This is a genomic window from Sphingobacterium populi, assembly GCF_001586775.1.
Taxonomy (GTDB): domain Bacteria; phylum Bacteroidota; class Bacteroidia; order Sphingobacteriales; family Sphingobacteriaceae; genus Sphingobacterium; species Sphingobacterium populi.
This window is the reverse complement of the sequence record NZ_LQXS01000006.1, coordinates 103,290-128,341: the sequence shown is the minus strand read 5'-3', so window position 1 is coordinate 128,341 and position 25,052 is coordinate 103,290. Positions and strand designations below refer to the sequence as shown.

Annotated in this window: 22 protein-coding genes; 14 read left to right on the top strand and 8 right to left on the bottom strand. The window is 42.1% G+C overall.

What is annotated here, in order from left to right:
- Positions 1-7 precede the first annotated feature (7 nt).
- A complete protein-coding gene (gene secG / locus A0125_RS14010; RefSeq protein ID WP_066757614.1) occupies positions 8-367 on the top strand; it encodes a preprotein translocase subunit SecG in 360 nt (119 codons plus the stop codon).
- 82 nt (positions 368-449) lie between these two features.
- Here the strand turns inward: secG and xylA are convergent, their stop codons facing one another.
- Together xylA and A0125_RS14000 are read right to left on the bottom strand one after the other, a co-directional pair.
- Positions 450-1,778 (bottom strand): xylose isomerase, encoded by a 1,329-nt coding sequence (gene xylA / locus A0125_RS14005; RefSeq protein WP_066757610.1) that lies wholly within the window; start codon positions 1,776-1,778, stop codon positions 450-452.
- Entirely contained in the window at positions 1,775-3,274 is a 1,500-nt protein-coding gene (locus A0125_RS14000; protein WP_066757607.1) for a xylulokinase, read from the bottom strand. Before A0125_RS14000 ends, xylA begins: the two co-directional genes overlap by 4 nt.
- A gap of 95 nt (positions 3,275-3,369) precedes the next feature.
- Between A0125_RS14000 and A0125_RS13995 the strand changes: the two genes are divergently transcribed.
- Positions 3,370-4,389, top strand: a complete 1,020-nt coding sequence (locus A0125_RS13995; protein ID WP_066757604.1) for a LacI family DNA-binding transcriptional regulator — start codon at positions 3,370-3,372, stop codon at positions 4,387-4,389.
- On the opposite strand, the gene A0125_RS13990 is transcribed toward A0125_RS13995, so the two are convergent.
- Both A0125_RS13990 and A0125_RS13985 read right to left on the bottom strand, forming a co-directional pair.
- On the bottom strand, positions 4,386-4,895 hold the full coding sequence (locus tag A0125_RS13990) for a TlpA family protein disulfide reductase (RefSeq protein WP_082785044.1): 510 nt from the start codon (positions 4,893-4,895) through the stop codon (positions 4,386-4,388). The two genes, A0125_RS13995 and A0125_RS13990, sit on opposite strands and share 4 nt — an antisense overlap.
- 80 nt (positions 4,896-4,975) lie before the next feature.
- Positions 4,976-6,187 carry an alanine dehydrogenase gene (locus tag A0125_RS13985; protein WP_066757601.1) on the bottom strand — a complete coding sequence of 404 codons (1,212 nt, stop codon included), beginning with the start codon at positions 6,185-6,187 and terminating at the stop codon, positions 4,976-4,978.
- Positions 6,188-6,268: 81 nt separating this feature from the next.
- Between A0125_RS13985 and A0125_RS13980 the strand changes: the two genes are divergently transcribed.
- The 8 genes from A0125_RS13980 (at position 6,269) to A0125_RS13945 (ending at position 15,448) form a co-directional block, all read left to right on the top strand.
- Positions 6,269-8,197 carry a polysaccharide biosynthesis protein gene (locus tag A0125_RS13980; RefSeq protein ID WP_066757599.1) on the top strand — a complete coding sequence of 643 codons (1,929 nt, stop codon included), beginning with the start codon at positions 6,269-6,271 and terminating at the stop codon, positions 8,195-8,197.
- An 80-nt stretch (positions 8,198-8,277) separates the two neighbouring features.
- Positions 8,278-8,949 carry a tetratricopeptide repeat protein gene (locus A0125_RS13975; protein WP_066757597.1) on the top strand — a complete coding sequence of 224 codons (672 nt, stop codon included), beginning with the start codon at positions 8,278-8,280 and terminating at the stop codon, positions 8,947-8,949.
- 66 nt (positions 8,950-9,015) lie between these two features.
- Positions 9,016-9,504, top strand: a complete 489-nt coding sequence (gene ribH, locus A0125_RS13970; RefSeq protein ID WP_066757595.1) for a 6,7-dimethyl-8-ribityllumazine synthase — start codon at positions 9,016-9,018, stop codon at positions 9,502-9,504.
- A gap of 339 nt (positions 9,505-9,843) precedes the next feature.
- Positions 9,844-12,156, top strand: a complete 2,313-nt coding sequence (locus tag A0125_RS13965) for a GH92 family glycosyl hydrolase (RefSeq protein WP_066757718.1) — start codon at positions 9,844-9,846, stop codon at positions 12,154-12,156.
- Between the two features lie 9 nt (positions 12,157-12,165).
- Positions 12,166-13,116 (top strand): endonuclease/exonuclease/phosphatase family protein, encoded by a 951-nt coding sequence (locus A0125_RS13960; RefSeq protein WP_197464887.1) that lies wholly within the window; start codon positions 12,166-12,168, stop codon positions 13,114-13,116.
- A gap of 412 nt (positions 13,117-13,528) precedes the next feature.
- On the top strand, positions 13,529-14,089 hold the full coding sequence (locus A0125_RS13955) for a biliverdin-producing heme oxygenase (protein WP_066757591.1): 561 nt from the start codon (positions 13,529-13,531) through the stop codon (positions 14,087-14,089).
- Positions 14,090-14,156: 67 nt separating this feature from the next.
- Entirely contained in the window at positions 14,157-14,390 is a 234-nt protein-coding gene (locus A0125_RS13950; RefSeq protein ID WP_066757589.1) for a 4a-hydroxytetrahydrobiopterin dehydratase, read from the top strand.
- Positions 14,387-15,448, top strand: coding sequence for an AI-2E family transporter (locus tag A0125_RS13945; protein ID WP_066757587.1), 1,062 nt, complete (start codon positions 14,387-14,389; stop codon positions 15,446-15,448). Before A0125_RS13950 ends, A0125_RS13945 begins: the two co-directional genes overlap by 4 nt.
- A 34-nt stretch (positions 15,449-15,482) precedes the next feature.
- Here the strand turns inward: A0125_RS13945 and A0125_RS13940 are convergent, their stop codons facing one another.
- From A0125_RS13940 to dnaK, 3 genes are all read right to left on the bottom strand, one after another.
- On the bottom strand, positions 15,483-16,625 hold the full coding sequence (locus A0125_RS13940; protein ID WP_066757582.1) for a BamA/TamA family outer membrane protein: 1,143 nt from the start codon (positions 16,623-16,625) through the stop codon (positions 15,483-15,485).
- Positions 16,626-16,927: 302 nt separating this feature from the next.
- Entirely contained in the window at positions 16,928-17,635 is a 708-nt protein-coding gene (locus tag A0125_RS13935; protein WP_066757579.1) for a hypothetical protein, read from the bottom strand.
- Between the two features lie 169 nt (positions 17,636-17,804).
- A complete protein-coding gene (dnaK, locus tag A0125_RS13930) occupies positions 17,805-19,709 on the bottom strand; it encodes a molecular chaperone DnaK (protein ID WP_066757577.1) in 1,905 nt (634 codons plus the stop codon).
- A 236-nt stretch (positions 19,710-19,945) separates the two neighbouring features.
- On the opposite strand from dnaK, the gene A0125_RS13925 reads away from it, so the two are divergent.
- Together A0125_RS13925 and A0125_RS13920 are read left to right on the top strand one after the other, a co-directional pair.
- Complete coding sequence (locus A0125_RS13925) at positions 19,946-20,497, top strand: thioredoxin family protein (protein ID WP_066757574.1); 552 nt, start codon at positions 19,946-19,948, stop codon at positions 20,495-20,497.
- Positions 20,498-20,544: 47 nt separating this feature from the next.
- Positions 20,545-20,910: an MmcQ/YjbR family DNA-binding protein gene (locus A0125_RS13920; RefSeq protein WP_066757571.1), complete on the top strand. Its 366-nt coding sequence runs from the start codon at positions 20,545-20,547 to the stop codon at positions 20,908-20,910.
- Between the two features lie 46 nt (positions 20,911-20,956).
- Here the strand turns inward: A0125_RS13920 and A0125_RS13915 are convergent, their stop codons facing one another.
- Entirely contained in the window at positions 20,957-21,919 is a 963-nt protein-coding gene (locus A0125_RS13915) for an isopenicillin N synthase family dioxygenase (protein WP_066757568.1), read from the bottom strand.
- A 153-nt stretch (positions 21,920-22,072) separates the two neighbouring features.
- Between A0125_RS13915 and A0125_RS13910 the strand changes: the two genes are divergently transcribed.
- Positions 22,073-22,528, top strand: coding sequence for a MarR family winged helix-turn-helix transcriptional regulator (locus A0125_RS13910; protein WP_066757565.1), 456 nt, complete (start codon positions 22,073-22,075; stop codon positions 22,526-22,528).
- A 53-nt stretch (positions 22,529-22,581) separates the two neighbouring features.
- Entirely contained in the window at positions 22,582-25,008 is a 2,427-nt protein-coding gene (locus tag A0125_RS13905) for a 3-hydroxyacyl-CoA dehydrogenase/enoyl-CoA hydratase family protein (RefSeq protein ID WP_066757562.1), read from the top strand.
- The last annotated feature ends 44 nt before the right edge of the window (positions 25,009-25,052 follow it).

Sequence of the window (25,052 nt, the reverse complement as noted above, 5' to 3'; positions counted from 1 at the left end):
ATATAGTATGGTTACCCTAATCATTATTTTAATTGTATTGGCCAGCGTATTACTTGGTTTGATCGTGTTAATACAAAATCCTAAAGGTGGAGGTTTATCTTCTGGTTTCGCAGGCGGTTCTAACCTTATGGGCGTGCAACGCACCGGAGATTTCTTGGAAAAAGGAACTTGGGCATTGGCAATCGCTTTGATGGTTTTCTGCTTAGGTCTAAATATGGTTGGGCCAGGTGGCTCATCGTCTTCATCCGAAAGATTGAATGATCAATTGGAAGCACCAATGCAAAATAATCCTGGATTGAACCTTCCAACAAACGAAACGCCTGCACCTACAGCTGCACCAGCAACAGGTGATACAAGTGCTAATTAAGTAGCAATACTCCATATACACAATACAAATAAAGCGGGCTTCACCAAGTGAAGCCGCTTTATTTGTAGCTGGAAATAGGATTTTAGATGTATCGGTTAATCAGGTTCTCCAAGAACTCCTGCTGGCCGCTTCTTACCTCGGGTTCACCATTTGCTGCCGCAAAGTCGCGTAATGTTTCTAAAGTATGTGCACCGCTCTCGAATTTGGCGCCTTCACCTCCGTCAAACGAACTGTAGCGATTTTTACGAATTTTCTGATAATCTGAGTTGGATAAGATTCGATCAGCCGTCACGAGAGCTCTAGCAAATAGATCCATACCGCCCACATGCGCATGTACCAAGTCGGCCAAATCGGTTGAATTGCGACGTATTTTAGCATCGAAATTAACACCGCCACCTTGGAATCCGCCGGCCTCTAAAATAATCAACATGCATTCAGTCAATTCATTGATGTCGTTTGGAAATTGATCCGTATCCCAACCATTTTGATAATCTCCACGGTTAGCATCCATCGAGCCAAGCAAGCCTGCATCTACAGCTACTTGCAACTCATGCTGGAAGGTATGTCCTGCCAGCGTCGCGTGATTTACTTCCAGATTGAGTTTGAAGTCATCCAGTAAATCATATTGACGCAAGAACCCAATAACTGTCGCCGCATCATAGTCGTACTGATGTTTGGAGGGTTCACAAGGTTTTGGTTCTATGAAAAATGTTCCTTTGAAACCATTTTTACGCGCATAATCCCTTGATAAGTGAAGGAATTTGGCCAAGTGCTCTTGTTCACGTTTCATATTGGTGTTGAGTAACGACATGTAACCCTCTCTGCCACCCCAAAAGACGTAGTTTTCTCCGCCTAGCGCCATCGTAGCGTCTAATGCTGCTTTTACTTGCGCTGCTCCATGAGCCAATACATGAAAATCTGGATTAGTTGCTGCACCATTCATATAACGAGGATTGCTGAACAGGTTGGCGGTACCCCACAATAACTTCACTCCACTATCTTGTTGTTTCTGTTTTGCATAACCTACGATCTGCTGCAAGCGATTTTCATTTTCCACCACATCGTTGGTAAAGTCGACTAGATCCACGTCGTGGAAGCAGTAATAAGGAATTTGTAATTTGGTGATAAATTCAAATGCAGCATCCATCTTATCTTTGGCGCGAGCCACTGGATCGTTTTGGCGATCCCAAGGGAACACATGCGTAGCGCCACCGAATGGATCTCCACCATCTCCATTAAAAGAATGCCAATACGCACAAGCAAACTTAAAATGCTCCGCCATCGTCTTACCTGCTACGATCTGCTCCGGGTTGTACCAACGGAAAGCCAAGGGGTTATCGCTCTCAAGTCCCTCAAACTGGATCTGTTTAATGTCTTTAAAAAATTCTTTGTCACCTGTTAATACATTCATATTGTCTTTTTTATATTTAATTTTTTAATTAGTTCTTCTTTCCATCCCTGATAAAGCGCTTCGTATTGGTCGCATAATACGGGCTCTGGAGCAAAATCAGCAATGCGTTGTAATCCGCCCAGCGCTTCTTGAGCATCGCGGTATGCGTGCGCGCCAATACCTGCACCTAAGGCCGCACCTACGCTCCCATCATTTTGGTAAAGCTCCAATGGTGTATTGGTTGTAGCCACAAAGGAGGATCTGAAAACAGCACTTCGAAACAAATTAGCATGTCCGGCACGGATTACTTTTGGAATCATGCCATTTTCGCGCATTATATCTAGCCCATAGCGAAAGGCAAAGGCAATCCCTTCCTGTGCCGCACGAAAAAGTGAAGCTCTGTCGTGACGATTGAAGTCGATATCCATGATCGATGCTTGTATCATTCGGTCATTCAGCATGCGCTCTGCTCCATTGCCGAAAGGAAAGATACGTAGGTCTTGAGCTCCAACCGGTGCCTCTGCAGCAATCTGATTGATCTCGTCATAGGAAAGTCCTCCACCAGCAATTTTCCGTATCCAATTGTACAATATTCCTGTCCCGTTGATACATAGTAGTACTCCCGTACGCGTAGCGTCCTCACGATGGTTGACATGGGCAAACGTATTGACGCGCGATTGTTTGTCGTACACTAAATCATCGCTCACGCCGTAGATAACGCCTGAAGTGCCTGCAGTAGCAGCTACTTCGCCTGCTTGCATTACATTTAACGATAGCGCATTATTAGGCTGATCTCCTGCTTTGTAAGTTACGTGCACGTCGTGTGCTAATCCCAGTTCGTCAGCTATTGTAGGCAGAATCCGTCCGTGATCATCAAAAACGGGATGAATAGCCGGAATCACCGAAGTGTCCAACTTATAGTGGTCAAGTATGGTCTTTGATAAGCTATTTTTAGAAAAATCCCATAACACGCCTTCGGATAAGGCGCTATGTGTCGTGCAATATTCGCCCGTAAGGCGATACGATACAAAGTCGCCAGGAAGCAATAGGTGCTTGGTCTTGCGGTAGATTTCTGGTTCATTTTCCTGCACCCATTTGAATTTAGATGCTGTAAAATTTCCGGGAGAATTTAGGTGTGTTTGCAATATCGCTTGTTCACCAAGTTCCCGAAAAGCCTTTTGTCCGATCGGCACGGCTCGGCTATCGCACCATATAATCGCATTTCGGAGGGTATTGCCTTGCGAGTCAAGAAGAACCAATCCGTGCATTTGGTAGGCAATGCCTATATATTTGATGTCGTTCGGGTTATAAGCACCTTTGGAGTGTGCTTTTTGAATGCCCATTTTTATATGTTCCCACCACATGTTAGGATCTTGTTCTGCCCAGCCGGCTTGAGCGGACTGAATAGGACTTTCTTCGTCGGGATAGCTCACCGAGGCCAGAGTTTTCTGACTTTCGTGATCTACGACAGATATTTTTATAGAAGATGTACCTAGGTCTATTCCAAGTAAAAGCATATTGTCATCAATTAGGTTAGCATGCAAGCGCTTGCATAAATCTAGTTAGATTATTTTATATTTACAATTATTTGTAAAAAACCAATAAACCTAAAGTGAAAAAGAGAACTACGATCTACGATATAGCGAAAGCCCTTAATACGACTATTTCTACCGTTTCACGCGCGTTGAATAATTCTGATCTCATCAGCGATACGACCAAAGATGCTGTTCGGAAGATGGCGGAAGAGCTAAACTATCGTCCAAATAAGGTGGCTTCGTCCTTGAGTTCGGGGAAGACTTATATAATTGGTGTAATTGTGCCAAGTGCGCAAATTCACTTTTTTTCTTCTTTCATATCTGCTCTTGAACTACACTTTAAGCGTGCCGGATACTCCATAATTCTCTATCAAAGTAATGAATCCTTGCAGTCTGAGCAGAATGGTATTGCTACATTACTCGAAGCTCAGGTCGATGGCGTTATTATTTCACCTTCTTTGGAAACTACAGATTTTAGTCATTTGCATAAAGTGCACGAAGAGCATAAGGCATTGCTGGTCTTCGATAGGATTGACGATAGAATTAGTGCTCCTAAAGTTGCAATTGATGATTACCGCGCTGGCTACTTGGCCACTTCTCATTTGATTAAGCAGGGGTATCGTAGGATCGCTTATGTTTCAACAGCCAGTACGATCAAGATTTTTGAAGATCGATATGAAGGTTATATCCATGCACTTCAAGAACATGGCTTGTCAGTAGATCCTCGTCTTGTTATTCGTGAGGGAATTTCTATTGAAGCAGGGATAAATGCAACTCGCCATTTGTTGAACCAGCCTCGCCGGCCAGATGCGATTATTGGTGGTGATGATTTTACGGCCTTAGGCGTATTAAATGTATTAAATGAGGGGCAAATTGATTCTGGAGAAATTGGTGTTGTCGGATTTGCCAACCAAACCTTTTCAGCCTACATTAATCCATCACTTACAACAATAGATCAGCAGGCAGAAAAGATGGGAGAGGAGTCGGCAAGGTTATTTCTTACGATGTTACAATCTGCTGATCCGGTAGGATTATCTACTACACGTGTCATTCTTGATCCAATCTTGATTGTGCGAGATTCGACGCGAAAAAATTAATTGGATCGATCCAATTGAAGCTGAATAAGACTGGTCATCTGAGCAAATTCCTCCGGTTCATAACCAATGGATTGATAGATGATCTTGCCATCACGGTCAATAATCACGTTGCGTGGAATTGTATCCGTAGCAAACAAACTATATACCTTTCTATTTAAATCTGGATAAAATGGGAAAGTGTATCCAAATTGTTCTAAAAATGGCGTGAGTTTGTCCCACCCTTGTTCGCGCGCAAGCACAACTATTTCAAAATCTTGGCGATCCTTGTGCTTATCCCATATCTTCTTCTGGACTTCGGGCAGCTCCTGTCTGCACGGTGGGCACCATGTTGCGAAGAAGTTAATCAATACGACCTTTCCCTTTAAAGTTTCTGTTGATTTCTTAGTGCCATCTTTCGTGTCGATTTCAAAATACGGCACGTTTTGTCCTACTTTGGTGTGCCAGTCTTGGGCGTCGGTATGCCATATGTTGATCAGAAAGATGCTGACTAGAAGGATATATTTCATGAGGTCTTTATTTCAATTTATGAATTTGAGTGTTTACGGAAGTGACTATTATTTTAGCCGTATGCATACTAACTTCCAGTTTACAAATTAGATACTACTATCAGGTTAAGATCTTTTGATGGCAAGTTGAATTTATTCGCAATATCTTTGTTTGTGAGGTTGCCATGATATAAGTAAATCGCACTGCGAATACCAGGGTTTGCCCAGATCATATTATTCATGCCTCCACATTCTCCAATCTCTAGAAGGATGGGGGTAAAAATGTTGGTTAATGCATACGTAGCTGTTCTTGCTACACGCGAAGCGATATTGGGTACGCAATAATGAATGACATCGTACTTTCGGAAAGTTGGTTGGTCATGTGTAGTTACCTCCGATGTTTCGAAACATCCTCCTTGGTCAATGCTTACATCTATTACCACGGAGTTGGGTTTCATTTTTGAAACGGTTTCTTCTGAGATAAGGCAAGGAGCACGACCATTCTTTGCGCGCATAGCGCCGATTACGACATCACAAGATTGTACTGCTTTGTTCAAGACTACGGGCTGAATTACAGAGGTGAAAACTCGGCTGCCAACATTACTTTGTAAACGACGTAATCGAAAAACTGAGCTATCAAAGACTTTGACTTGTGCGCCAAGTGCAATTGCTGTACGTGCAGCAAATTCTCCCACTGTGCCAGCGCCAATTATGACCATCTCAGTCGGCGGTACACCCGTAACGCCACCTAGCATTAGCCCTTTCCCATCAAATACATTGCTTAGGTATTCCGCAGCAATTAAGACAGAAGTGGTACCCACAATTTCGCTCATTGCACGCACGACTGAGAGATGACAACCCTCGTCTTGTAAATATTCGAAAGATAAGGCTGTGATCTGCTTGCGCATCAGTCCTTTCAATACTTCAATATCCATGAGCGAAGGTTGCTGTGAAGAGAATAGTACTTGCCGAGGCTTCATCTTTTCGACTTCGGCTAGCGTCGGAGGCGAAATTTTGATGAGAATATCCGATTGGTAGACTTCTCGCGGATCTTGTGTGATCTGAGCACCTTGTTCACTGTAATGGTGATCCATAAAATTGGAGGCACTGCCGGCGCCTGACTCCAAGATCACTTCATGTCCATGTTCTACCAGCAATCCTACAGAGAGCGGTGTGAGTGCGATCCTATTTTCTTGAAACGTGATCTCCTTAAGCAATCCAATTTTTAGAGAATTCTTCTTTTTGCCCGTCATAGCGGTAGCTTCCTTCGTCTGTAAAATAGCTTCGTGGGCTATCTTCGCCATACTGCTCATTTTTTTCCCTTGTTAATATCATTAAAAATAGGAATAAATAAGTAACTTGGCAATCAATCGTAGACAAGATAAGTAGGGTATATGCCAAGTTTCAATCCATTCAAACATTTTAGGATCGTTCCTAGGTGGATCATTTTCCTCTTTGATATGGCCGTTGCGGTCATTGCATTTTTCCTTAGTTATTTGGTATATAGTGCTTTTCAAGTTGGGCAGATGACGCATGTCGTTGTGTTTTGGGAAGCTTTTTTGATGATGGGAGCTGCGGCTGTGTCCTTTTATTACTTCAAGTTGTATTCGGGTATTGTTCGTTATACCAGCGCGACGGATTCTATTCGTATCCTATCTTCGGTACTTTTCAGCGTTATTATAATTTTAGTAACTAAGTTTCTTTGGGCGGTAGTACTTGATCGGTACGCGGTTCTTCCAATTACTTTAGTGATACTTTATGGGTTGTTTTTGTTTACAGGGCTTACGATATATCGTGCCTGTATTAAGATCTTCTTCCAATACACCAAATTAGCGAAACGAAAAGTTAAGAATATTGTGATATATGGCGCGGGCGATTTGGGCTTGGCCGTAAAAAGGACATTCGACCATGATGTCCATGCTGAAAAACTCATTGTAGCCTACATCGATGATGATGATAAAAAGGTTGGCAAATCGATTGATGGCATTAAGATATATCAATCAAGTGATTTGAGTAAAATGATTCATAAGTATCAAATCGATGAACTCATATTTGCTTCGCACAAGATAGGTGTAGAAACGAAACAAAGAACAGTAGACGTTTGCCTTGAGCATAGCGTGAATGTATTGACCTTGCCACCGATCGATCGCATTATGAATGGAGATCTTTTGGTTAAGCAGATTCAAAAAGTCAAAATTGAAGATTTGCTCGAACGTAAACCAATACAGATCTCGAATGAAAATATCTTACACCAGTTAAAAGGCAAGCGAGTGCTGGTGACCGGTGCGGCAGGATCGATTGGTAGTGAGATTGCTAAGCAACTTGGGAAGTTTGAGCCGCAGATGATCGTTCTTTGCGACCAAGCGGAGTCGCCACTGCATAATCTGCAGTTAGATTTGCAAGATTTGTATAAAGACCAAGTATATCATACATATATCGGTGATGTGCGCGATATACATCGGATGCGAGCGCTATTTGAGATTTTTAGACCTCATGTGGTGTACCATGCAGCCGCGTACAAACATGTGCCATTGGTGGAAAGTCATCCAATTGAAGGTGTTCGGACTAATGTTATCGGTACATATAATTTGGCCAATTTATCTGTAGAATATGAAGTGCAAAAATTTGTTTTTGTTTCTACCGACAAGGCGGTAAACCCGACCAACGTAATGGGGACGACAAAACGTATTGCAGAAATATACGTGCAGACATTGGATAAAAAGCTAGCCGAATCGAAGCAAGATCAACGAACGCGTTTTATCACGACAAGGTTTGGAAATGTGCTCGGATCCAACGGGTCGGTTATACCTCGATTTAGGGATCAGATTGAGCGCGGAGGACCCGTTACGGTGACGCATCCCGATATTACGCGCTATTTTATGACCATACCAGAAGCATGTCAGCTTGTGATCGAGGCCGGAAATATGGGTGCCGGAGGTGAGATATTTGTTTTTGATATGGGCAAATCTGTTAAGATTGTAAATCTTGCTGAGAAGATGATTAAACTTTCTGGCCGAGTACCTTACAAAGAAATTGATATAAAATTCACCGGATTGAGGCCGGGAGAGAAACTATACGAAGAGTTGCTCAACGATCTTGAAAATACCTTGCCAACGCATCATAGCAAAATCATGATTGCCCAAGTGCGAGAGAATGATATTAATGTAGTAGAAAAATCACTCCAAATACTTTTCGAAAAACTGCAAACGCAGAATGAAACCGAAGTAGTAAGACAAATGAAAGCTATCGTTCCTGAATTTATTAGCCAAAACTCTGTATATGAGCAGCTCGATAAAGAGCAGCAAGATAATGTACTGGGTTAAATAAGTTTGCAAATTATAGCCGATTTTGTTGCATGTAACTTTGAAAAGTGTATTTTTGCGTTCCAAAATAGTATGAACTGATGTCAACGAATGAAATTAAGAATACAGAAAAGAGCCCATTGAACAAGGGATCTTTTATACAAAACAACTCTAAAAGTCTCGTATTTATTGTAGCCGGTATTGCAGCGTTAATCGTACTGTATGTGGGTTATCAATACTTGTATTTGAAACCAAGAGCAGAAAAAGCAGCTAGCTTGATGTTCAAAGCTGAGCAATATGCAACGATTGATTCCTTGCAACAAAAGGCGATCGCAGGAGATGGTTCGCTGATCGGGTTGAAAGAGATAGCAGATGAATATTCAAATACAACTTCCGCAAATATGGCTAACGCTTATTTAGGAGGATTATATTTAAAGCAGCGAAACTTCAAAGAAGCGATTACTCATCTAGAAAGATACAATGAGACAGGAAGCGAAGTGCTCGATCCATTGATAATAGGTCTTTTAGGAGATGCGTACTCAGAAGAGAAAATATATGATAAGGCAGCTAAATTCTACAAAAAAGCAGCGGAGAAATCAACCAACTCCTATACCACACCTTTGTTCTTGAAAAAGCTTGCATTAGTATACGAAGTACAAAATGATTTCAAAGGCGCAGAATCGACCTACGAAAAGATTCTTCAAGATTTTCCAGAAAGTAATGAAGCATCGGGTGTTGAAGGACATATAGCGCGTGTACAAGCGAAAAAATAAATTTTCGCGAAGGCAAATGATATATAGGGCTACTGAAAAGTAGCCCTTTTTCGTATATTTGTTGCTATGTCAAGCAGTCTTAAAAATTTATCCGATTTTTCTCATCTAACAGTAGAAAATGCCGCAGGTTTTCGTATTGCAATCGTGGTGGCACAGTGGAACGCGCGTATTACTGGTGCTTTGTTATCTGGCGCAGTAGATAAATTATTGGCGCATGGCGTTGTAGAACAAGATATCGAAGTTATCCCCGTTCCTGGTAGTTTCGAGCTCATTTCTGGTGCTGATATCGCATTGCGTAATGACGGTTTCGATGCAGTAATTTGTCTGGGATGTGTGATTCAAGGAGAAACTAAACATTTTGACTTTATATGCAACGCCGTTGCCGATGGAGTTGCCAACGTTGGTATCAAATACAATAAACCCGCAATTTTTGGTGTACTAACTACCGACAATGAACAGCAAGCCTTAGATAGAGCAGGTGGTAAACATGGCAATAAAGGCGAAGAGGCTGCAGTCACGGCTATACAAATGGCGCACATCAGCCGTCGCTTTTAATTTTAGCCAGCACTTTCCTGTAATTCATTATATTTTTTGCGACCATTAGGTCAATTGCAAATATCTTAGCTTAGTTTAACGATGTGGCTTTTGATGCATGGGCTTTTATAAGCATAACTTTTTCACAGCATGTATTACTAATAAGTAACTTTTCAAAACCCCATAGCACAATGCGTAGCTATTGCGCACTATATAGATTCGCTATCGCGAGCAATAAGTGTAAAATCCCTATTACATGCTCGTCAATATATTAGCATAATTCCTACAAATTGCAGTATATTCATTATTATTGCTAAAACGTGTTAGCTAACTGAGGCTTATTGCCTAAAATCTATTATGATGAAATACAATTTCTGGTTAAAAAATGTTCTAATTTGTCTGTTTACTCTCGTGTCCATAAGTTCAGGATTTGCACAGAGCAAAAAATCAAAATCTTTTGAACCTGTTGATTTTGCCGATCCTATTATAGGGACGATGTCTAAATATGAGCTTTCCAATGGAAATACTTATCCCGCTATTGCCAGACCATGGGGAATGAACTTTTGGACACCTCAGACTGGCGACATGGGTAACGGTTGGACCTACACCTACACAGCCGATAAAATCAAAGGTTTCAAGCAAACACATCAACCCAGCCCATGGAATAATGATTATGGTCAATTTTCACTGATGCCCATCACTGGGCAACCTGTTTTTGATCAAGATGCACGCGCAAGTTGGTTTTCGCACAAAACCGAGGTCGCCAAACCCTACTATTACAGCGTATATCTAGCCGATCATGATGTTACGACCGAACTAACACCCAGCGAACGCGGTGCTATCTTCCGAATAACCTATCCAGAAACTGATAGTGCTTATGTCGTGATAGATGCTTTTGATAAAGGATCTCACGTAGAGATTTTGCCAGAGCAACGTATGATTAAAGGCTACACAACACGCAATAGTGGCGGCGTAGCCGAAAATTTTAAAAACTACTTCATCATTGTATTTGATAAACCCTTTACTTACACACAGATTGTAGAAAATGGGCAATTGCTAGCCAATAAAGATGCCACCACTACCGATCATGCAGGGGCCATTATAGGCTTCAAAACGAAACGCGGCGAAGAGGTTATTGCTAAAGTCGCTTCGTCATTCATCAGTTTTGACCAAGCCGCGATCAATCTAAAAGAGGTAAAGGATCACGATTTCGAATCGATCGCCCAAGCGGGTCGTGATCGTTGGAACGAGGTTCTGGGAAGAGTGGAGATTGAAGATGATCGGCAGGATTTGTTGCGTACTTTTTATTCGTGCTTATACCGCTCTACACTTTTCCCGAGGGATTTTTCGGAATGGGACGCTGAAGGCAAGCAATGGCATTACAGTCCTTATAATGGACAAGTATTGCCAGGTCCTTTATTTACGGATACTGGTTTTTGGGATACATTTCGGAGCTTATTTCCCTTGTTAAATTTGCTTTATCCGTCGATGAATACGCAGATGCAGCAAGGCTTAGTCAATGCATATAATGAAAGCGGCTTTCTGCCCGAATGGGCAAGTCCAGGGCATAGGGCATCTATGATTGGTAACAACTCTGCATCTGTGGTAGCAGATGCATATATGACCGGCTTGAGAGAATACGATTACAATACGCTGTGGGAAGCTGTAAAACATGGAGCTAACAACGTGCATCCTACAAACTCATCTACAGGCAGAGCAGGATATACGTTTTACAACGAATTGGGTTATATTCCGACGGATAGCAAAATCACTCAAAATGTGGCCAGAACATTAGAATATGCATTTAATGACTGGTCTATCTACCAATTTGGAAAATCCTTGGGCAAGTCCGAAGACGAGCTAGCGGTGTACAAAGCTCGTGCAATGAATTATAAAAACCTGTACGACCCCTCGACAAAATTAATGCGTGCGCGCAGTACTGATGGCACATTTCGATCACCGTTTGATCCAAGCGGCTGGTCAAGAGATTACACGGAAGGTAATGCTTGGCATTGGAGTTTCTGTGTATTTCATGATCCTCAGGGGTTAATTGATTTGATGGGTGGCAATCATGAGTTCACAGCGATGCTTGATACAGTTTTTGTGATCCCAAGTTATGAAGGAATGAACAGTCGTAGCATGATCCACGAAATGCGCGAGATGCAGATCATGAATATGGGTCAATATGCACATGGTAACCAACCGATTCAGCATATGCCATACCTTTATAATTACAGTGCAGCGCCGTGGAAAACACAGTATTGGGTACGCGAGATCATGGATCGCTTGTACTTGCCAACGCCAGATGGCTATTGTGGTGATGAGGATAATGGACAGACATCAGCGTGGTACGTTTATTCATCTTTAGGATTTTATCCGGTGGCGCCTGGTACTAATCAGTACGCACTAGGATCGCCTCAGTTCAAAAAAGTTACTTTACATCTAGAAAATGGTAAAAAGGTCGTGATCACGGCAGCCAACCAACAAAAGGAAAATGTATATGTGAACAGCTTGAAGGTAAATGGGAAGAAGTATACCAAGAACTACTTGGATATTCCTACCTTGCAGAAGGGAGCACAGTTGCGCTTTGATATGGCACCTACTCCTAATAAACAACGTGGTACAACGAAGGAAGATGCACCATATTCTTTCACTAATGAACTTAAAAAATAATAGATCAGCATGAAAAGCAAACAGTGGTATTCGAAATGTAAGGCCGTAGGCATTGGGCTTTGCCTAACGCTAGTTGGGATGGCGGCGCAAGCCCAAGACGCGATCACCTTGAAAGTCGCCAGTTATAACGTGCGATATGACAATAAAGGAGATCGCGACGCTGGCAACGCTTGGCAAAATAGATTGCCTGTCATCAGTTCTTTAATTAAATACAATGATTTCGATATCCTAGGTTGCCAAGAAGTACTGGCGCACCAGTTCGAAGACCTAAAACAGCAGCTACCGCAATATACATTTATCGGCGTAGGGCGCGATGACGGAAAGTTGGCCGGGGAGTTTGCGCCTATTGTCTTTAAGTCAGATCGATTTTCACTATTAGATTCGGGAGTAATGTGGCTTTCCGAAACACCTCATACGCCTTCTACCGGTTGGGACGCTGCGTTACCAAGAATATGTACTTGGGCACGTTTGCAGGATACAGCTAGTGGCAAGCGCGTGTGGTTCTTTAATCTACACCTTGATCATGTAGGTTTAAAAGCACGCGAAGAAAGTTGTAAACTCGTATTACAGCGTATGCGTAATGTGGTGGGCGATGATGATGTATTGTGGACAGGAGATTTCAATGTCGATCAAAGCAATTCTATTTATCAGATCATACAGGGATCTGATTACGTGTTCGATGCCTATGAGCAAGCAGCTATTCGCTATGCGCATAATGGTACTTTTAACGCTTTCGATCCCAACTTATGGACAGATAGCCGCATTGATCATATCTTTGTAAGTAAAGATATTCAAGTAAATAAATATGCTGTACTACTTGATACCTATCGAAGCGCGGAAGATCAAGAGGATGTTAAGAAAGGTGATTTTCCGAAGGAGCTATCTTTCAAGAATTATAAGGCGAGATTGCCTTCTGATCATTTTCCAGTCGTAGCTGAAATAACGATCCCGATTCGGTAAAAACAGGAATTAAAAATTAACGTCCCTTTAGCAGTATGATTTGAAAACTTACTGCAAAAGGGACGTTTTTAGTTTACGGTATACTCTAAGACAAAAAGTAGCAAAATGATCAGCGCCAGCATGGATATGTTTCCCAATATATCGCGTATCGCCTTTGGCTGTCTACTGATAGAATTTTTGATATTCATAAATCTATTATTTGTTGTACATATCTCCGAAAGGCATTTTACTGCTTCATCCTAACAATTTCGCAGAATAGATTGCCTTTGATTTTAGCATTATGCAAAAAGTAAGCCAAAATATAAGTTATCTCACAGTAGGCACGCCGTTTTGATAGCAAATTTCCTTAAACTTTGAGGATAAACCGCTATATTGGGTCGTAACCATGTGATTAAATAAGACGAAGGCAATAATGTTAAATCAATACATCAAAGACCACACGAAAGAGGCTCATCAATCGCTAGAAGGTGTGGTGATTAGGCAATTAAAAGCGATCAAAACCGAAAAGGATTATGCAAAAATATTGCAGAAGTTCTATGCCTATTTTTCATCGGTAGAGCTTGCTATTCAGCCATTCATTAATGAAGGTGTACTTCCTGATTACGCCGAACGGCGCAATTCTCAGCATATTCGTGCCGATATCAAAGCATTAGGTGAACAGGTAGACGAAAACATACGCGCAGTTGTTCCTTCCGTCCGAAATGTGCAGGAAGCACTTAGCGCATTGTACGTTTTGGAAGGCTCGATCCTTGGTGGTCCGTACATCGTACAGATGCTCAAAAAGTATGGCATTAGTCGAGGATTTAGTTTTTTCTCTGGATATGGTGATCAGTCGTCCCATATGTGGGATAGATTTATTCACATTCTAAACACCGTCGGTAGCGACCCGTCAACCTATGCGAGTAGTGTGGATATGGCAAATCAGACTTTCGCGCGTTTTCAAGATGTACTGAATTCCGATACGCAACAATAAACGATGAGCTAAACAAACAATACAGCTAGAAAGCCTGTTTATCCAACGTGCTAATAGAACAACTATCATGTGGAAGGAACAAGATCATCAGTTATACCAGGAATTTACCTTTGCTAATTTTTCACAAGCATTTGCTTTTATGACGCAGGTCGCCATGATCGCCGAATCACTCAACCATCATCCCACCTGGAAGAATACATATAATAAAGTAGAAATCTGGTTGACTACTCATGACAGTGGTAACACCATAACAGAAAAGGATCGTCGATTCGCAGACGCTATAGATCAATTAAGTATATGAAGACAAACCCGACCAAAATGACCGTGTTAGGAAGTTTTAACCAAGTTTTAGCTTTCATTGTACTGTTTTTTCTGATTATGTATTTCGCCAAGGGCTTTTTAGTGCCGATTGTGGTTAGTGGCCTTATGGGGATGTTGCTCTTGCCGGTTTGTCGCAAGTTGGAAAGTTGGAATATGAGCCGCGGAATTGCGGCGGCTGTATCGGTGCTATCTACCTTATTGCTCATCGTCGGTGTAATGTATGTACTCGTCAATGAATTGGTTGGCTTAGGAGCAGAGATGGCATCGATCGGCGAAAAATTCAATGCGATGTTTGCGCAGGGACATAGCCTAGTTTCTGAACATTTCGACGTGTCGATATCTAAGCAAAAGCAGTATTTACAAGAGCAAATCGCGACTTGGTCGAGTTCTGCTGGCAAACTGCTCGGTGGAGTGCTATTTTCAGTGGTTACGATCCTAGGTAATTTATTGATAATTACAGTTTACACCATATTGATGCTGATCTACCGTCGTCGAATCAAAAGTTTTGTATTGCAGATTGTAGACAAGTATGCTGGTCACAATGAAGTAGGCCACACGCAAGAAATCGTGGACAAGATCACTCGCGTATCCAGTCGTTACGTCGCGGGCATTTTTCTGGTGGTATTGATTCTTTCTGTGATTTATTTTATAGGACTTACCATTATTGGTATTGAGAACGCTTTGTTTTTCTCTATCGTGGCTGCCCTTATCAATGTGATTCCATATATCGGTTCAGTCGCTGGCGGTGGTATTGTTGTATTGTATACTTTAATTACACGGGATACGCTCAGCATTCCTATTATTGTCACGGTATTTTTTACGGTGACGCAGCAGTTGGATAGCTATCTCCTAACTCCAAAAATTACCGGTGGGCAAGTGCAGTTAGGGCCATTGTTTACAATTATGGTTTTGTTGCTTGGTGGTATGGTCTGGGGCACAGCGGGAATGATCTTATTCATTCCATTGCTTGGTATATTTAAAGTGATATTTGATCAGGTAGATACGCTCAAACCATATGGTTACCTTATCGGAGATTGACAGTTCCTTCCAATTTTAACTGTTTAGGAAACGCTTAAAATGCTTCGCCATTAAAGATGTAGATATTTGCTCCTTCTCTCGTGAAAGCTAGGTCAAATCGTAGATAAATGTCTTTCTTAGGGAATAGTAAGAATCGTAAGCCTACACCACCAGCGACGCGCGTATTGCGCATTTGAAAGGAACCTAAGTCAGGCGCCACATTTCCTACTGAGCCAAATATAGCTGCACCAAAACGTTTGCTGAATGAAAATGGTAGGATTCGGTATTCGGCCTGCGCAGCCAACATCGCTCGGTCTCGGTATCTCCCAAGATAATATCCTCGCATCAAGCGATCGCCACCCAACAGCGCCGTTTGATTGAATGGAGGTTCACCATGCACGTACTGGCCGACGGCCTGCCATGCAAATACCGTATTCTTCTTGACTGTATGAAATGAGCGAAGATCAAGATTGATCGTGCCAAAATCATGTTGGCTTACAAAACCTTTTATCGTTTTGAGATATGCTATTTCGCCAAACAAACCCTCGCGTACGTTAAGAACATTGTGTCTATTGTCGTAAACAAAGCCAAATCCTAAACCCATGTTGCGAGTGCCTTCGCCTCCGCGCGGTATTTCAAAAGGTTGCCCTTCCTCCGGTTGCTGAAAGTTGACGCCAGAAAGTAATTGAAAATCAACTTCTGGGCCGGCAAAGAAATTATCGGCAATTTTCCGTAAAACGCGTTGCTTGGCCGAGATTTGAAAAGCATCTACAGTTGCTGGGTTTTCCTTTGATGTGCCTGGGCCAATGCCGTAATAAGAAAGAGGGAACCGTTGAATTTTAGTTTCGCCCAAGAAAAACCATTTATCCTGATCGCCATACAATGCGTTTTCTAATTGTAAGCCATATTGACCTTTAAATGTGAAAAAAGTAAAAGCTTGCATTTCGCTCAACCTGTTCAACGTGTCGCCATTAGCATAATAGAGTTTTAAGGTGGATAAACCCAATTCGACGCCTGTCTCTGGCGCACTTGCGAAGGTAGGATATATCGTCAGGTTGGCCTTGCTAGCCTCTGTAGTATCGTTAATGATAGAGTTAACATATCGTCCTACCCAGCCATTGCGAAGCCGCGTGGCAAACTGAGCATTGACATAACAACTAACAAAAAACAACGACAATAATAGAGTAACTCTAAGCATTTTGCATATATCCTTAAATCTCGAAACACATGCCGCAATGTGGAGTGCAGCCTATATTCATTTCTTGTAAACTCTCTGTGCAAATTGATTGCCGAAATGTATATATGTGAGCGAATAATTAAATTTTTTTGATTTTTATTCAAAAATGGTCAATTTAATTGGTATAGCGGGTAATCTCTGTAAAGTTGACTTTTTGATTACAAAAAATGATGTTGTCACAATGATATATTAAAAAAGGTGACATGCCACTAACGGCACGCCACCCATAATTATCTAGCTATAAATAATGTAGAGCGAATAAATCAATGATCGTGTTCGGCATGAATTTCGAAATTCAATGCCAATTCATTCTCTCCAGCAAACGCAGCAGCATAATCGCTACGATTCCAGTCCAAACGTGTAATTTTTTCTTTTACACCAGATTGCAATTTGCGTAATACAAATGTGATTTGGCGTGATTTGCCGGCATTACTATGTCCGATACCAAAATAAGATAATACTCCCGTTGTTCCTGTACCACCTGCGCCTGTGACAGCCGTACCATCTCCATAGGTTGTTTCCCTCGGTTGGAAGATAGCCCCGCTTTCATCGGTTGTATTCGAGTTGAGAATATAATCGCCACCTACTAGAAATGCCTTGTAGTTGGCTGCCGCGGCTTCTGTCGCAACAATATCTGCCGTAACTTCATGCCCAGTATGATCCCAAGCTTTTAAATCAATGCGATAAACTGCTTCGGCATCGAGGTGAAGATGACCGTTAGCTGTTGCTTCTCCTTGTGCGTTGAAAGTGACCACCTGCGCCGTTCCATCTGTCGCACCAGCCAAGCCATGAAAATGATCGCCATGTGGATACACGCCCTCTCCCGTTACTTCTGTGAAAGTCAATTCGGCCTTTTGTATTCCTTCTTGGACGATATCTACTGGATCGTCGCTGCTACAGGAAGTAAATGATGTGATAAGACCAACTGCAATGATAGCGCTTAAAAATTTGTTTTGTTTTTGATGTTTCATAGATATGATGATTTAATTAAATGCCAGTAGCTATTTTTCCTGTTATTGCAACAGTGTGGCAAATGTACGACATCATCTCTTTAAATGCAACAATGTTGCCAAACAAAAAGCTCCGACAGAGAAATCTGTCGGAGCTTTTTTTAAAATAGCCCGAAGGTGAGTGGTATGCTTATTTTACTTCTTCAAAATCAACATCCTGTACATCATCTCCACCGCCGTTGCTGTCGGCTTGGCCTGCATCGCCCTGAGGCTGTTGTGCAGAACCATCTTGAGATGCTTTGTACATGTCTTCAGAGGCAGCATTCCATGCCGCTTGCAATTCTTCAGAAGCCGTGTCGATCGCAGCAAAATCACGTGCAGCATGTGCTGCTTTCAGTTTCTCTAAACCAGCTTCAATTGCTGATTTTTTCTCTGCAGGGATTTTGTCACCGTATTCAGTCAACTGTTTTTCGGTTGAGAAAACCAAGGCATCAGCTGCATTGATCTTGTCTACTTCTTCCTTCAGTTTTTTGTCCGCATCAGCATTTGCTTCAGCTTCTTGTTTCATTTTTTGAATTTCTTCTTCGCTCAAGCCAGATGAAGCTTCGATACGAATGTTTTGCTCCTTACCAGTTGCTTTATCTTTAGCAGATACTTTGATGATACCATTGGCATCGATGTCAAATACAACTTCAATCTGAGGCACTCCACGTGGAGCTGGAGGAATATCTGTTAACTGGAAACGACCCAGCGTACGGTTCTGAGCAGCCATCGGGCGCTCACCTTGTAATACGTGGATTTCTACTGATGGCTGATTGTCTGCCGCGGTAGAGAATACTTCTGATTTCTTTGTAGGAATTGTTGTATTTGCTTCTATCAACTTGGTCAATACACCACCCATAGTTTCGATACCCAAAGAAAGAGGCGTAACATCTAATAACAATACGTCTTTTACTTCACCTGTCAATACGCCACCTTGAATCGCAGCGCCTAATGCCACTACTTCATCCGGGTTCACGCCTTTAGAAGGTTCTTTTCCGAAGAAACTTTTTACTGCTTCCTGAATAGCAGGGATACGAGTAGAACCACCTACCAAAATGATTTCGTCGATATCTGATGTACTGTAACCAGCGTTTTTCAATGCTGTTTTACATGGTTCGATCGTACGTTTGATCAAATCATCTGCCAAGCTCTCGAATTTCGCGCGAGATAAAGTACGCACTAAGTGTTTCGGTCCAGTCGCATCAGCGGTAATGTATGGCAAGTTGATCTCAGTAGAAGAAGTGGATGATAATTCTACTTTGGCTTTTTCGGCAGCTTCTTTCAAACGCTGTAAAGCCATTGCATCTTTCTTCAAATCAAATCCGTTGTTCTCATTCGCGAACTCAGAAGCCAACCAGTTGATGATTACGTTATCAAAGTCATCACCACCTAAGTGTGTATCACCGTCAGTTGATTTTACTTCAAATACACCATCACCTAACTCTAATACCGAAACGTCATGAGTACCACCACCACAGTCAAATACGACAATTTTCATGTCTTTATTCGCTTTGTCCAAACCGTAAGCTAATGCTGCTGCAGTTGGTTCGTTGATGATACGTTCTACTTTAAGACCGGCAACTTCACCCGCTTCTTTAGTAGCTTGGCGTTGTGCATCATTAAAGTATGCTGGCACAGTGATTACAGCACGAGATACCTCTTGACCCAAGTAATCTTCTGCTGTCTTTTTCATTTTCTGCAAGATCATCGCAGAAATTTCTTGCGGCGTGTATTTACGATCATCGATCTCTACACGTGGCGTGTTATTTTCGCCTTTTACCACATTGTATGGTACTTGAGATACTTCTTTTTCGGCTTCGCCGTAAGAAGAACCCATAAAGCGTTTAATGGAATAAATAGTTTTGTGCGGGTTGGTAATGGCCTGACGTTTTGCAGGATCACCTACCTTGCGCTCTCCACCCTCAACAAATGCAACAACAGATGGCGTTGTACGCTTTCCTTCATTGTTCGCAATAACCACCGGCTCGTTACCCTCCATTACGGCAACACATGAATTCGTGGTTCCTAAATCTATACCTATTATTTTTGACATATCTTATTTTGTTTCTCGTAATCTTAATTTCCTATCCTATATCAACCGTTGTGCCAATATTTATATGGCATTTGTCGCGTCATAATTCTGTACAATGTGTCTTACTGTTGTCAAATTTGAATGACATCCTGTCATTTTTAAGACGGTGCTGAGTAATAGAGTGGCAAAATTATGACAGTATGAGCATCATAGCTGCTCAAGAAAATTGTGTATTTTAGCGGCAAATTAATTGATTTATGAATTTCGACGAGTATCTGGTACATTTTGGTGACATACTTGCACAACCTGAAAAACACGCACCCTACGATAACGAGGAATATTTGCAATATGCAAAGATGAATTGGACGCGCATGAGTCGTTGGACAAAACGATTCGAGCCCAATGAAGCAATGAAACGCTATGTAGATAGCATTACAGAAGAGCAGCATTGGATCGTAATTACAGAACCTTGGTGTGGCGATGCAGCACATTCTGTTCCGCAGATCTACCAAATGGTTAAAAATAATCCTAACATCGACTTTGATATCCAGCTTCGTGATAGCGAGCCGCACTTGATCGATGATTATCTGACGAATGGCGGTAAATCTATTCCCAAATTAATCATTCGCAATGATGTGGGGCACGACAAAGCCGTGTGGGGTCCACGACCAGCACCATTACAAGCAATTTTTGAAGCCATGAAGGCCGACAACCAACCTTTTGAGGAAATCAAAGAAGCGCTTCAAAAATGGTATAATGAGGATAAAGGAGTAGCTATTCAGCAAGAGTTATTAGCCTTGCTTGCTTAATAGCCGTTTCAACATCTTATACCGAGTATCATCTTGCAATACACGTTATGGACATAGAAAGTTTGCGTATTTATTGCTTACAAAAGCCAGGCGTATCGGAAGAACTGCCGTTTGGGCCAGATACGCTGGTCTTCAAAGTTGGGCTAAAGATTTTTCTTTTAATAGGATTGGATCAGGTCGATGCGCTTAGTTTTAATGTCAAATGCGCTCCAGAATGGGCGATAGAATTACGCGAATCGTATCCGCAAACGGTCTTTCCGGGGTATCATATGAATAAGAAACATTGGAATACCGTCTTTGCGCATCGCGAAGCTGATGATCACCAACTACGCGAGTGGATTGATCATTCGTACGATTTAGTCTTCCGTGGACTGCCGAAGAAGCAGCAGGAGGAAATAAAAGAAATGGAGTAGGTGTTGGCCTACTCCATTTCTTTTATACGATCTTTTATATATGTGCTTACATTTTTAAGCCAATTTCGCGAAGGCGCTCATCCAAATATTGTCCTGCGGTGTAATCTTCATACAATTTTGGGTATTCGTCTGAGATCGTCGCATCCAAACTCGCCAAGCTCATGCTCGATTTTGGATGTAAGAAGAATGGCACGGAATACCGCGAAGTCTTCATCAATTCACGCGGCGGATTTACCACACGGTGTGTAGTCGATTTCAATTTATTATTAGTCAATCGTTGCAACATATCGCCTACGTTGACCACGATATCTTCCCCTTTTGCTTTGATCGGAAACCACTCATTGTCTTTCGTGAGTACTTCCAAGCCATCTGCACTAGCACCAATTAATAAAGTAATCAGGTTAATGTCCTCATGCGCTCCAGCACGCACCGCGTCTGGTGAGATCGCATCTGGATTTTCGATCGGGAAGTAGTGAATCGCGCGAAGAATCGAATTACCATTAATCACGAAAGATTCAAAATAATCTTCATCCAGATTGAGGTATACAGCAATCGCTTGTAGAATATTTCTACCCGCATCTTCTAGTTTTCTGTAAACTTCTGCGGTAATTTCATTAAAACGCGGCAACTCCGATACGACAATATTATCCGGAAAGTCTGTTTTCGAATATTCTTCCCCCACAATAGTTTGTCCGCGTTGCCAGAACTCTTTTAAGTCAGGCGTGCTGGCATCCTTCGCTTTTTCTTTCCCTTTAGATGTATAGCCACGCTGTCCAGCTAACTCCGGGAATTGGTAAGCGTTTTTAATATCTTCTGGTAGGTCAAAAAAATCTTTAACTACTTTATACAGTTCATCAATCAACGATTGGCTTAACCCGTGATTAGCAATCGTGACGAATCCTGTCTCGTTAAAGGCCTTGCCAATATCTTGTGAAAACTGTTTGCGCTGCGCGTCATTCCCTTCGGTATACTGCAACAAATCTAGTCTAGGTATGTTTATATCTGCCATGCGACATATTTTTGTGATTACGCAAAGTTAAATCATATTGGGCGAATTGCGTAATGCGATTTTTTACAAATTAAGGAGATAATAATTTTGGATTGTGCTAAACATCTGTTAAATTTGATATGCTAGCATAGTAATTGATAGCAACTACTAATTATGAGTCAAGATAACACATTAGATTATTTTTTGAAAGCCTGTTGGCAGAATTTGGCGAACAAGTACAACCAGATCGCTAACCAGCACGGCTTTACGCAGGCTGCAGGTTATATTTTGATTAATATACATCGAGAAGGTACGCCCGTATCTCATATAGCCAACTCTACCGGAGTGAAAACCACTAGCCTTTCCCGAGTGCTAAACAATTTAGAAAATTTGGGATTTATTTATAGGGAAGCTAGTACGACGGATAAACGATCCGTTAAGGTGTATTTGACCGAGTTGGGTGTCGAGAAAAGGAAAATTGCCAAAAATGTCGTGCGTGATTTCAATTCATTTTTGGATAAAGAGCTGTCTGCCAAAGATCGAACACAATTAATCAAAACCTTATTGAAGATTAATGACCTCGTCTCGCAATACGACCCGAAAGTAGAGAAATCGACAATAGAACTTTAACGTCTGCCGATCGGTATTGGCAGCTCGCAATAGTAAATCTAAAATAAGATGGTATGAAAAGAAATATTAAAAAGGTAGCCGTGTTAGGTTCGGGCGTAATGGGCTCGCGGATCGCATGTCACTTTGCAAATATTGGTGTAGAAGTGCTTCTTCTGGATATCGTTCCAAAAGAGCTTTTACCTCAAGAAGAATCAAAAGGACTGAATCTGGAAAGTAAAGCAGTGCGAAACCGAATTGTCAATACTTCCTTAGATACGGCACTAAAATCAAATCCTTCTCCCATATACAGTAAGCGGTATGCCAACCGCATCAAAACCGGAAACTTCGACGACAACATGAAAGATATTGCCCAGTACGATTGGGTAATCGAAGTAGTCGTAGAAAGATTAGATATCAAAAAATCAGTGTTTGATCAAGTCGAGAAGTACCGCAAAGAAGGCACTTTGGTTACTTCCAACACTTCTGGAATTCCGATCAACCTTATGGCTGATGGCCGTAGCGAAGATTTCAAAAAGAATTTTTGTGGTACGCATTTCTTCAATCCACCGCGCTATCTAGAGCTATTTGAAATCATCCCCACCAAACATACCGATCCTGCAGTGATCGATTTTCTTACCTACTTCGGCGACAAGCTCTTAGGTAAAACAGTGGTATTATGTAAGGATACGCCTGCTTTTATTGGCAATCGTATTGGTGTCTATTCTATGTTGGCACTCACTCATTTGGTCGAGCCGCTAGAGCTTACCATAGAAGAGGTAGACAAGTATACCGGCCCCGCTATGGGACATCCAAAATCTGCAACCTTCCGTACAGCGGATGTGGTTGGATTGGATACATTAGTGAATGTCGCAAATGGATTAATAGAAAATGCCCCGGATGATGAGGCCAAAGGTGTCTTTCAATTGCCTGCCTATATCAGTCAGATGGCGGAAAAGAAATGGCTGGGCGAGAAAACAAAACAAGGTTTCTACAAAAAGGTAAAAGACGATAAAGGAAACTCGAATATCCTATCCTTAAATCTCAAGACGCTAGAATATGGCGAACAGCAAAAGGTGAAATCCAGCACGCTGGAAGCAACCAAGCCTGTAGAAGATATTCGTAAACGTATGAAAGTGTACGAACAAGGTACAGATAAAGCTGCCCAATTATTTCGTGCTATGCACTATCCCCTGTTCGAATATGTGTCGAATCGTGTGCCAGAGATTACAGACGATTTCTACCGTATTGATGATGCTATGCGAGCTGGTTTTGGTTGGGAGCTGGGGCCATTTGAGGTGTGGGATGCTTTAGGCGTACGCGAAACGATCGAAAAAATTAAGAGCGAAGACAAACGTTTGCCAGGCCAATCAGGCGAAGTCGCTTCATGGGTACACGATATGCTGCAAGGAGGTCATGAGCAATTTTATAAAGTGATTGACGGCGTTAAGAACTTCTATGACATCAAATCCAAGTCCTATCAACCTATACCTGGCACAGAAGATTTGATTGTGTTAGATAATATTCGCGACAAGAAAACGATCTGGAAGAACACCGGCGTCACCATTACAGATCTTGGTGATGGCATTATCAACTGCGAGTTTCATACCAAGATGAATACCATTGGTGGTGATGTTATTCAAGGCGTAAATAAAGCGATTGACCTAGCCGAGCAAGAATACCGCGGCCTAGTCATCACCAACGAAGGCAAGAACTTCTCTGCCGGAGCTAATATAGGCATGATTTTCATGATGGCCGTAGAGCAAGATTATGACGAGCTGAACATGGCGGTTCGCATGTTTCAAAATACGGCTATGCGTCTACGTTACTCGTCTATTCCGGTAGTAGTCGCTCCTTTCCAACTCACGCTTGGCGGTGGTTGTGAATTCTCCATGCACGCGGATTTTGTACAGTTACATGCCGAAACCTATATGGGCTTGGTAGAATTTGGCGTGGGAGTTATTCCAGGTGGCGGCGGTTCCAAGGAATTTGCACTACGTGCTTCAGACGAGTTCAAGGACGATCAAATTACACAAAACACGCTGAAAGAGCGCTTTTTGACCGTTGGGCAAGCAAAAGTATCGACCTCTGCTGTAGAAGCCTACGAGTTAGGCTATTTGCAACAAGGCAAATATGCCATCACGATGAATAGGAAGCGCCTTTTAGCGGATGCGAAAGCAAAAGCACTGGAGCTGGCCAATGAAGGTTACTTACAGCCTGCAGCGCGCAAGGATATCAAAGTATTGGGAAAACAAGGACTAGGGATTGTGTATGCCGGAGCAGCGTCAATGCATGCTGGACATTATATTTCGGAGCACGACAAGAAGATCTCCGAAAAGCTAGGCTATGTCATGTGCGGAGGCGACCTGTCTGTACCCACCGAGGTTTCTGAGCAATATTTGCTAGATCTAGAGCGCAAGGCATTTTTAGAATTGTGCGGCGAACGGAAAACCTTAGAACGAATACAACACATGTTGACAAAAGGTAAACCACTTCGTAACTAAAAAGAGCAGCATAAAAAAGTTTAAACCAGGTCGATAAGGTTGGT